This is a genomic window from Intrasporangium sp. (assembly GCF_032907665.1).
In the GTDB taxonomy this organism is placed as follows: Bacteria; Actinomycetota; Actinomycetes; order Actinomycetales; family Dermatophilaceae; genus Intrasporangium.
This window is the reverse complement of sequence record NZ_JAJJPG010000093.1, coordinates 4,487-14,916: the sequence shown is the minus strand read 5'-3', so window position 1 is coordinate 14,916 and position 10,430 is coordinate 4,487. Positions and strand designations below refer to the sequence as shown.

Genomic DNA, 10,430 nt, shown 5'->3' with positions numbered 1-10,430 from the left:
GCGCTGGTCACGCACGCGATGTCGACGAGCTCCGCCCCGGGGTAGCCCGCGACGATGACTTCATGACACAACACCCTTCCACGGTAGGACGACTCCGCTGCGGCTGGCTGACAGATTTCCCAGCAGGACGGTCACGGGTCGGCGGGCACTACTGGCGGGGCAGCGGACCCTTGAGCGCTTTCGTGAGGCGGTCCCACTCTCGCTCTGCCCGCTCGGGTCGCGTGAGATCCAAGGCCGTGAGCATCGCCAGCCGAGGCGGCAGGGCGTTGTCGTCGAAGGGTTCGATCCGAACCGGCAGCAGCCGGTAGGACCCCTCCGTGATGCCCAGGAACTGCGCGACCACGTTCTCGAAGTCCGTCACCGTGTCCTCGAGGTAGGCACGGGACAAGACCACCAGCGTCCGCTTCGCCTGCGCGATGCCCCGCTCTGCGCTGACCACGAGAGGCACACCAGGATCCGAGGAGTCCCCGGAGACGGCGACCCGGAGGCCCTGCTGCTCCAGCCGCGGCACGAGGGTGCTCCACACCCACGTCGAGTCGGGTTCCCGGTCCACGTAGCTCACGTAGGCGTCGAAGCGGAAGCCGTCGGCATCCTTGGCGACCAGGCCCTTCGTACCGCCGCCGAAGAGGGCGACCGGGAAGTTCTCCTCGAGGTCCGCCTTGAAGATCGGGTGCTGGTCGCGCCGGTCGTGGGTCACCCTGGGCTGGACGTACTCGAAGAGGTCGAAGACGCGGATGAGCCCGTCCTCGCTGGCGATGCCTCCACGGAGGCCGGTCAGGAGGTGCTGGGTGAACAGGCTGTTCTGCGCACCGGGCAGGACGTAGGAGAACTCCGTGTCCCGCGAGGAGGAGAGGATCGCCCTGCCGCGCCCTGCGGCGAGGCGTTCGTAGTAGTCGTCCGACAGGCCCGCCTTGAACACCGGCTCGGCAGTGCCAGTGGCGTCCTTGGGCTGGCCGATCCCGCCCGAGTGGCAGCAGTCGAAGACGACGAGCACCTTGCGGGCCGGGATGGCCCTCAGGGCCTGGGTGAGCTCGTCCCCGGAGATGGCCGTCCGAGCGAAACCCTCCCCCGGCACGGTGTCGACGGGGATGAGGTACTCGCCGGCGTCGGGTCCGCTCTGCACCCGACCACCGTGGCTCGAGACGTAGACGAGCACCGACGACTCCGGGTCGGAGTCATCGCTCAGCTGCGCCAGCCCGCCGAGGATGGCCTCCCGGGTGGCTTCGCCGTCGAGGAGCAGCCGCACCTGCTCGGGCGGGTAGCCGCAGTGCTGTGGATCGACGAGGACGTCCCGGATGTCCCGGGCGTCGTCGAGGACCGTGGGGGGCAGCTTGGGGACGTGCTCGTAGTCGGCGATCCCGATGATGAGCGCGTGTGCGGACTCCATGGTCGGCATGTCGATCCCTCACCTGCTGTGTGATGTCGCTGGCTGGTTCGCCGGGTCGTGTGCGAGGGCCGCGATCTCGGTGACCACTCGGCGGCCTTCGGTCGTGCGTGGAGAGATCAGGGTCTGGTCACCGTCAGGGGGGATGGCGACGACCCGGACCGGTCTGCCAGCATCGCGGAGCGCCTCGGCATAGCGCCGCGCGTCGGCGACGAGCGGATCAGTCGTCCCGACGAGCAGCAGGGTCGGCGGCGCGGAGCGCAACGAGGTGTAGGGGGTGGCGGCAGACCAGCGCTCACCGGCCTCTTCCGGTCCACCGCCGAAGAGACGGATCGCCCTGGAGGTCACATACGTATCGGCCACCGGCACGGTCCAGCCATAGAAGCCGCCGATACCGACGACGGCAGTCGGCGCGACCGTGCCCGCAACCGGAGCCACGTCGGCGAGGCACCCGCCTGCGTCGAGCCGTCCCGGCGCGCCCGCGACCGCCGCCGCGGCCATGGCGCCGTCCGACCATCCGGCGACGATGACCCGCTTGGGGTCGCCCCCGAAGTCCCGCGCGTGCTGCCGCGCGAAACCGATTGCGCAAGCGACGTCCTCGTAGGTGTCGGGGAAGCTCGCATCGGCGTCGAGGCCCGCCCAGTCCACGTTGAAGACGACGAGCTGCGCTGCGGCAAGCGCCTCGGACAGCTTGGTCAGGTCCGACCTGTCACCGCAGCAGCCGTGGAGCAGCACGACGACGGGTGCAGCCGCTGGAGTCGAGCCGGCCTCCGGGAAGGGTGCGTGGACGTCGAGAGCCCGCCCAGCGGCATACGGAATGGCCTCGTGGAAGCGGCTGGTGTGCGTCACTGCCGTCGGGCCGAGGCCCGCTTCCGGTGGGGTCGGGACGGGGGAGCACCCGGGCAGCATCCCGACGACGGCGCCGCACAGTGCGACAGTCAGGACGCTGAGGCGGAGGAGGCGCCGGATGCGCTTCATGGGGCGCCGCCGGTACACGTGAGGGGCGGTTGTGGGAAGCCATAGCGGGCGGCTTCCTCGGGGCGGAGGTTCCGGCCGGCGGCCGTGCAGGCGATCTGGCGCCACTGCCGCTCGTCCAGCACCCAGCGGGCCGGGCCCCCGGCACCGACGCTGAACACCTGCTGGTCGGACACCGCGACGAGGCCCGACACCTCACCGATGCGACCGAGCTCGCCCCACGGCTCGAGGCCGGATTCTGCCGCCCACAGCCGGACCGTGCCGCCGACATCGGCTGTGACGATCCAGTCGCCCGACGGGCTGTACGCGATGCCCGTGACCTTCCCCTCGTGGCCGGCCAGCCGTGGTCGCCGCGCCGGGGTGGCGTCGGACCCGGCCGCGTCCCAGAGGATGACCTGGCCCTCCGCGTTGCCCGTGGCGATGGTCCTCCCATCGGGGCTGATCGCGAGCGCCTCCATGAGGCTGGAGCGTTGGCCCAGTGCCCGGGGCTGGGCGGCCGTCCTCAGGCTCTCCCAGACGAAGGCCATGCCGTCTGCACCGGCGGAGACGAGCACCTCACCCTGGCCGGTGTCCTGGTCTGCCCCCTGGTCTGCCCCCTGGTCTGCCTCCAGGCCACCGACCTGGCCCTGGCCGCGAGGCATGAACGCCAGCGCCCGCACCCAGTTGCGGTGCCCCACGAGCTCCGCCTTCTGCTGCAGATCCTGGTCCCAGAGCCGGATGATGTTCTTGTCGCCGCCGGTGGCGATGGTCCGCCCGTCTGCGGAGACGGCCACCACGAGGGAGCCCTCACCGGTCTGCGTCCCCGGCGTGCGCGGGGCCCCGGTGCTCGTGTCCCACACCCGCAGGTGCCCGTCGTAGTTCGCGGTGACGAGCAGGGAGCCCGGCCCGAGCGCGACGCCGCTGACGGGCCCTCCCGTGTCGACGGCGACCCCCGTCGGCTGGCCATCGCCCGCTCGGCGAACGACCACCCTGCCCGTGTCGTCGCCGGTGGCGACGAGCGCACGGGTCGGATCAGCGGCCACGGCGCGGGTCGTCCCGGGCTGGTCGGCCAGGGGCAGGGCGAGCCGGGCTCGCTCCTCCGGGCCCGCATGCCACAGGACGAGTCGTCCGTCGTTGCCCACCGAGAGCACCTGGCCGCTGCTGGCGAAGGCGAGGCCCCGCACGGAGTCCCCGTGGGCGCGAAGGGGATCCATGGCCGGCTCGCCCGTCGCGGGATCCCAGAGGCGGACGGTGTGGTCACGGCCGGCGGACGCGAGCAGGGTCCCGTCGGGTGAGAAGGACAGGCCGAAGATGCGGTCCTGGTGACCGTCGAGCCGGCGGAGCATCCGGCCCTCGGGCAGCGACCAGACCTTGATGATCCCCTCGGCGTCCGCCGACGCGAACGTCCTGCCGTCGGGGCTGACCGAGAGTGCGCGCACGGCCTCGTCGTGGCCCGTCAGCTCGGCGTGCAGACCTCCCGCGCGCACATCCCACAGGAGGATCCGCTCGTCCACGCTCCGTCCCTCGGTCCGGCCCCCCGCCGCGACGAGCAGCGTGCCGTCCGGTGTGAAGGTGACCGCGTTGAGCCAGTCGCGGTAGCCCTCGAAGACGTGCTCCACGCGTCCCGTGCTCGCCTCGCGGACGATGACGACGCCGTCCTGGCCGGCTGTCGCGAGCGACCTGCCGTCGGCGCTGAAGGCGATCGACCGGACGGACCCCTGGTGCTCGGCCTCGCCGGGCGGGGCGCTGGACCGGGTCCACGGCACACGGTTGCCCGTCGCGAGCTCCCACAGGCCGACAGCGCCCCTGCTCGAGCTCGCCGCGACGGTCCGCCCGTCCGGGCTGAGGGCGATGCTGCGGACCTCACCGTCCAACGCGGCGAGCCGGCGGGCCGGGCCACCCGCACCGAGGTCCCAGACACGGACGACCCCGTCCTGTCCGCCGGTCACCCCGGTCAACCCGGTCACCCCCGTCACCCCGGCCAACCCCGTCACTCCCGTCCCCACGTCGCCGGTGACCGCGACCGCCAGCTGCGGCTCGTCCGCATGGAGCAGGCGCACGACCCGCGGGTTGGAGTTGAGGGCGGCGAGGATCCCGCCCACCGTCAGGGGCGTGCGCCGGAGGGCCAGACCCTCCAGGGCGAGCAGCAGGGCGCGGTCGAGCTGCTCGGGCGGGAGGCCCTCAGCCGACAGGCCCAGCTGTCCCGAACGGGCCGCGAGCCGGCCCTCCTCGGCCTCGTTGCGCTGCCCCACTGCGATGAGCGCCGAGACGCCCGCGGCCACGAGGAGCACGGCGAGCGCGGCGCTGAGGATGCGGAACATCCGGTCCTGCCGGGCCTTGCGTGCCCGCGCGGTCTCGAGCGTGCTCCTGCTGCTCGCGACGAGGTCGACGACGTCCTGGCTCACGCCGAGCTCGCTCGCATCGGGCCCGTCGAGCCAGCTCCGCGCCTCCGTCAGCTCGACCTCGTCGAGGAGGCCTCCGTCGCCGCGGCCGAGCCGCACCCACTCGGACGCGCTCGCCTCGAGCTTGCGTCGGAAGACCTCGGCCGCTCTCCGCTCGGTGATCCACGCCCGCAGCGAGGGCCAGCCGGAGATGATCGCCTCGTGGGCGAGGTCGAGCAGGGTCTCGCGGGGATCCTCCGTCGCCTCGTCGGCGGTGGGAGTGACGAGCCGTGCGTCGATGAGGCGCTGGAGCACCCGGTCGACCGACTCCGAGCTGCTGTCCATGCTCTCCAGCTCGCGACGCCGTTGCGGGCGTCGGACGTCCTCGCGGCCGTCCATGAGCTGGACGAGCCGCAGGAAGATGCGCCGCGCGGTGACCCGGTCGGCCTCGTCGAGCGAGGACACCGTCGCCTCGGCGTGGCGGGCCAGCGCGACCTGGAGGCCGGTCCGCGGAGGCTCGCCGTAGGCACGCCCCGGCAGGATGAGGGCGTCATAGGCGCTCAGCGGCAGGTAGCGCCGGCGCAGATGTCCCCAGAGGGAGACGAGCGTCTCCTGGACGAGCGGGAGGCTGCCCGGCTCGCCCTCCGAGTCGCGCACGAGCGCCTCCACGAGGGCGGCCTCGACGTGGACACCGACGGCGCTCGCCGGCTCCTGGATCGCCCTTCGGAGCTGATCACCGCGCAGGGGCAGCAGCTCGAAGCGGTGGTCCCGGATCCGCTCCCACAGCGGACAGGTCATCAGCTGCGGGTAGTAGTCGGCGCGGATCGCGATGATGCAGCGCAGGCCGTCGGACGCTCGGTCGGCGAACAGCGTGATGAGCTCCTCGCAGAAGGACATCACCTCGGACTCTGCACTGCCACGGAGGTGGGAGAGCGTGAAGAGCTCCTCGAACTGGTCGACGATGAGGACCACGGGGCGACTGGACTCCCGGGTCCGGGAGACAGCCGCAGCGAGGTTCGCCGTGGGGGTGCGGCCGGGTCGGACGCTGACGACCTCGTGGTCGCGCTCGAGCCGCGGCCGGACCCCCGCGTGGAGCAGGGACGACTTGCCGCTGCCGGAGGTGCCGATGACGGCGAGCACGGGATGGACGCGGAGGCACTCCAGCACCTCGTCGATCTCGGCGTCCCGGCCGCAGAACGGGAAGCGCTCCTCCTCCTCCCCGGTGTAGGGGAGCAGGCCGGGGTAGGGGCAGTGCGGTCGGCGCGTGCGGTCGGGCAGCTGTCGGTGCAGGTTCTCGACGATCCGCTGCAGACCCTGTTCCCAGTCCTCCTCCGACGTCATGTCGAGGTGCTCCGCGAGACCGAGCTCTGGAGGGAGGCGCTCGACGGGCTCGCGGATGAGCGAGACGACGGGCCACGTTGACTGCTCGTCGCCGAAGTGCAGGGCCAGCCACTTGACGAACTCGACCCGGGAGTCGGTGAGGAAGGCGGGGGTCACGACGAGCAGGATCCGGTCGGACCGCTCCACGCCGTCGGCGAACAGCTTCAGCTCGGGTGGCCCCAGGGGGAACTGGGACTCGTCCAGGTAGCGCACGCCGGCGTCCCTGAGCCCCGCCAGGAGAAAGCCCTCGACCCAGTCGCGGTCGTCCTTCGCGTTGACGACGAAGACGTCGAACCGCTCTGCGCGCGCAGCGGAGTCGGGCTCCGGAGCGGGCTCCCGGGTTGACGCGGGGGCCTCCTTCTCGGTTGGGGTCACGGCGCGCTCGCCCCCCGCACAACAGGGCCGGCGCGGAGTCCATCGAGCACGGGACGAGCCGCTGCGAGGTCGACCTGGCGGTAGCCGACGTTGCCGAGATGCGCCGGAGGGAAGGGTGAGAGGGAGTCGCCGGGTTGACGCGCCGGACGGGTCGGCAGGACGGTCGTCGACATACGAGCTCCCCGGCCGGCCACCGCAACGGCCAGGGTGCGCAGGTCACCTGTGGTGAAGGTCCGGTCCAGCGTGACGGCATCGCCGAGGCCGGCGAGCAGCCCGACGCACTGCAGCCCCCCGCACCGACGGACCGCGTCGGGCAGGCTGGAGAGCAGGAGGTGCTGTCGCTCGATCCGCCCGAGGTCTCCCGAGTGGTCCCTCACCCACTGGCCCCCGACCAGCTGCTCGTGCGTCCGCGACCGGACGAAGGCGAGCGCCTCGGTGCCGCGCAGCGTCTGGGTCCCTGCGGGCAGGTCGAGCGCGCTGCCCCGGTCGCGGGCCCGGGCTGCGAGGTCGACTCGGAGGCCGCCGACCCGGTCGACTGCTGCGACGAAGGCCGAGAACTCGAGCTCGACGTAGTGGTGGACGGGCAGGCCGGTCAGGGAGCGGACCCCATCGATCACCGCGGCCGGGCCGTAGTCCAGCGCGCCGCCCAGCTTGCCGTCGCCATGACCGGGCACGTGGACGCGCAGGTCCCGAGGCAGGCTCAGCACGAGAGCCCTTCCGTCGTCCCGGACGGACCAGACCATGAGCGCGTCGGCCCGCTCACTGCGGATGTCGCGGCGTCCCCCGGCGGGGACGTGGCGCTGGTCGGTTCCGACGACGAGGTAGTTCGTGCGGGTCGAGGACCCGGCGGCGTCGAGGTCGCCGACGCCCACGTCGTTGCGGGCAACCGCTGCGAGGGAGGCGACCAGGACCGCGTGCTGACGCAGGCCCGGGACGAGCCAGCCCGCCCCTGCCAGCGTCAGTGCGACCAGCGTGGTGAGCGCGGCGAGCCCGGTGGCCGCCCTCCCGCGGCGGGACATCTCACGGCCCCGACAGGTCGGTCGGATCAGGTGGGGTGAAGGTCGACGTCTCCGTCGGTGGAGTCGAGGTGGTGCTGGTGGGCGGCGTCGTGGTGGGGCTGGTCGACGTCGACGCGTCCACGGACGTGACGTCGTCGCCAGAGTCGTCGGCGCCAGGGCAGCCCGCACTGAACAGCACCACCGCTGTCACCACGGCGACCCGACCCGACACGATCTGGAGCTTCGAGGGTCGTCCCGGCCTCGAGGTCGTCCTCTTCGATGTCATGCCCACCCCCTGAGAGGGCCCCACGTGGTGCACGGTTGTCCGTTCCTTCAAGGCTAGACCGGCGCTGCTCGCCCGACCGGAGAATCCCGATATCGGGCAACCCGTCAAAAGGGTTTGCCTGACGTCGCGACGATTTCGCACTGTGGTGGCACCCGGCAGGACCCTCGACGCAAGGTGGTTCTCGATGCCCGACCTCCGACAGCCGCTCTCCGTCCCGACCGCTGAGTCTCGACCCCCGTCAGCGCGGGGTGAGGGCCTCAGTCCTTTCGTCACGGTCACCGTGCTCGCCGGCGCTGCCATGATGCTGGGTTTCGGGGTGTGGTGCCGCGTCGACCCCAATGGCTTCGCGCAGTGGGCGAACTGGCCCGAGCACGAGCACTTCCTCCACGACGCCGGCGTCTTCCAGATCGGGATCGGGGTCATGCTGCTGTCGGCCCTGTGGTGGCGGGACGCCGTGGCGGTCGGGCTCGCAGGCCTTGCCGTCACCAACGCGCTCCATGCGTGGAACCACTGGGCGGACCTTGCCGATGGGGGCCGCCCCAGTGACCCCTACGCCTTGCTCGCGGCGGCAGTCCTCGGGGCCGTCGCCCTGGTGGTGCGACTGCGGACCCGCTCTCGTCGGCGGTAGTGGGCATCGTCACCACGTCGCTCCACGCCACCAGGCCGTATGCCGCTGGGCTCGCTCCCAGCCGCGTGACCCGATCCAAGCGGTGCCCGTCCGCAAATAGACTGGTCCTCGCGCACGAGCGCGTCCTACCGTCTCGGCCATGAAACGACCCGGGGGCATCGCCGCGGCGAGTCTGATCCTGTGCATCGCTGCGGGCTGCGCGTCCGCCGAGCCCGTGAGTCGCGCAACGACAGCGGGGTCCATGGCCGCCAGCACCGCCACCACCTCGACGACCGCGAGATTCACGACCCCCAGCACCCCCAGCCCCGTCAGGGTGTTCTCGGTCGCACTCCGGAGCCTCTACCAGGCAAAGACCGTCGAGTACGTCGTCGAGTCGACGGTGCAGCTGGGAGAGAACGCCATCCGGACCGAGCGGAAGGTGACGGTCGACGGCGACAAGGGGCTGGCGCTGACCCGCCTCCGGCTCAGGGGCGAGGTGCCCGGTCAGGACGAGGTCGACCTGACCATGCGCATCGTCAACACCCCCGACGCCGCCTACGTCACGATGCCTGCATGGACGGGCTCGCGCCGCGGCAAGTGGATGGAGATGACCAACGAGTCGGCCCTGTCGATGGGGGTCCCCCTCGAGCTGTCGGCACCGACGACGGTCCCGCCCGGGGTGGAGGCTCTCGCGGCAGAGGAGTTCGCCCGCGGCGGAGCGGTCAGGGGCAGCATCGACGCGCTGCCCGCCTTCTCCCTCCTGGGCATGAGCGGGATCTTCAAGGATCCTGACCTGTCGTCCTCCCTCATCGGCAGTGTCCCTGCCTCGGTCACCTTCGACGCCGACTCCGGCGCCATCGCGACCTTCACCGTCACGGGGAAGGGACACGACGTGTGGAGCACCTCGGAGTCCCTCCCCCCCGGCATGATCGAGCAGGTCATCGACGCGGCCAGGGCCAAGGTCACCATCACGAAGATCGGTGGACGCGTGGACGTCTCGGTGCCCGCGGCCGAGGACATCCTCAAGGAGTAGGCCGCCCGCGTCAGGCGGGTCGGGAGTCGGCTGAGCGGCATACGCCCTTTCAGTCGTGGGTCGGGGGCACCCGACCCCGCCCCGACTTCACGTCACTGCGACGCCGCTTCGCGTCGAGGCGGCGGGACTGGGAGCCTCGGGTCGGGCGGGTGGGGCGCCGTGCGGCGGCGGGCGGGGCGAGGGCGTCGACGAGCAGGTCGCGCAGGCGCTCGCGGACGGCAGCGCGGTTGCGGCGCTGCGACCGGTACTCCGAGCCGACGAGGCGCAGGCGCCCGGAGACGAGACGGTCAGAGAGGCGCTCGAGCAGCCGGTCGCGCTGCGCCGTGGAGAAGGCCGCGCTGGCGCCCGGGTCGAAGAGCAGCTCGACCCGGCTGTCGGTCGTGTTCACACCCTGCCCGCCCGGACCGCTCGCCCGGCTGAAACGCTCCACGAGCTCGGCGGCAGGGATGACGATCTCGCCGAGCCCGGGGGCGCGGAGCACGAGATCCTTGCCGGGCTCGGTCATCGTCCCATTGTCGTCCATGGCCATTGGGCTGGCGCGCGTCACGTCGGGCGGCGACGGACTCGGCCCCGGGGAACGCCGGTATCAGCGCGCCAGCGCCTCGACCGCGTCACGCAGGGCCTGGATCTCGAATCCGGGAACGGTGTTCTGGACGTCGCGGAGCACAGTGTCCGGGTCGAGGTCCGCGGGAAGGCCGGCCTCCGCAAGCAGCTGCTCGATGGCGACGCCGTTGCTCTCGGCCACCTCGCGGACGGTCATCGAGCCGCGGACGCCGCCCTCAGGGGTACCCGTCGGCGTCCCCGTGGGCGTGCCGGTCGGGACATGGGTCGTCGTCGCGGCCGGCGCTTGGGTCGTGGCGGGTGCGGTCGGCGATGGCTTGGTGGGCAGCGACGTGGGCAGCGTCGACGGCAGGGTCGTGCGCAGGGAAGTGGCTGCCACCCCGGGCACCGTGCCGGACGCGCCGTCGAGGCGGGCCCGGACCGTCTCGCGGAAGGTGGTCAGCTCGAACCCCGGCACGAGTGCCTCGATGT

Annotated in this window: 8 protein-coding genes and 1 pseudogene; 3 read left to right on the top strand and 6 right to left on the bottom strand. The window is 72.1% G+C overall.

Annotated elements, in window-relative coordinates; translation table 11 throughout:
- Positions 1-148: 148 nt before the first annotated feature.
- The 4 genes from LOY02_RS13555 to LOY02_RS13540 are packed head-to-tail and all read right to left on the bottom strand — an operon-like array spanning position 149 to position 7,493.
- Positions 149-1,387, bottom strand: a complete 1,239-nt coding sequence (locus tag LOY02_RS13555) for a caspase family protein (protein WP_317182891.1) — start codon at positions 1,385-1,387, stop codon at positions 149-151.
- An 18-nt stretch (positions 1,388-1,405) separates the two neighbouring features.
- Positions 1,406-2,362, bottom strand: coding sequence for an alpha/beta hydrolase (locus LOY02_RS13550; RefSeq protein ID WP_317182890.1), 957 nt, complete (start codon positions 2,360-2,362; stop codon positions 1,406-1,408).
- A complete protein-coding gene (locus LOY02_RS13545) occupies positions 2,359-6,474 on the bottom strand; it encodes a TIR domain-containing protein (protein WP_317182889.1) in 4,116 nt (1,371 codons plus the stop codon). The genes LOY02_RS13550 and LOY02_RS13545 overlap by 4 nt, the downstream gene beginning before the upstream one ends.
- A complete protein-coding gene (locus LOY02_RS13540) occupies positions 6,471-7,493 on the bottom strand; it encodes an LCP family protein (protein WP_317182888.1) in 1,023 nt (340 codons plus the stop codon). The genes LOY02_RS13545 and LOY02_RS13540 overlap by 4 nt, the downstream gene beginning before the upstream one ends.
- Positions 7,494-7,528: 35 nt before the next feature.
- On the opposite strand from LOY02_RS13540, the gene LOY02_RS13535 reads away from it, so the two are divergent.
- From LOY02_RS13535 to LOY02_RS13525, 3 genes are all read left to right on the top strand, one after another.
- On the top strand, positions 7,529-7,771 hold the full coding sequence (locus tag LOY02_RS13535) for a hypothetical protein (protein WP_317182887.1): 243 nt from the start codon (positions 7,529-7,531) through the stop codon (positions 7,769-7,771).
- Positions 7,772-7,942: 171 nt separating this feature from the next.
- Entirely contained in the window at positions 7,943-8,386 is a 444-nt protein-coding gene (locus LOY02_RS13530) for a hypothetical protein (RefSeq protein WP_317182886.1), read from the top strand.
- 139 nt (positions 8,387-8,525) lie between these two features.
- Positions 8,526-9,398, top strand: coding sequence for a hypothetical protein (locus LOY02_RS13525; protein WP_317182885.1), 873 nt, complete (start codon positions 8,526-8,528; stop codon positions 9,396-9,398).
- Between the two features lie 49 nt (positions 9,399-9,447).
- On the opposite strand, the gene arfB is transcribed toward LOY02_RS13525, so the two are convergent.
- On the bottom strand, positions 9,448-9,903 hold the full coding sequence (gene arfB, locus LOY02_RS13520) for an alternative ribosome rescue aminoacyl-tRNA hydrolase ArfB (protein WP_317182884.1): 456 nt from the start codon (positions 9,901-9,903) through the stop codon (positions 9,448-9,450).
- Positions 9,904-9,984: 81 nt separating this feature from the next.
- Positions 9,985-10,430 (bottom strand): annotated as a pseudogene (locus tag LOY02_RS13515) (hypothetical protein); the annotation flags it as partial.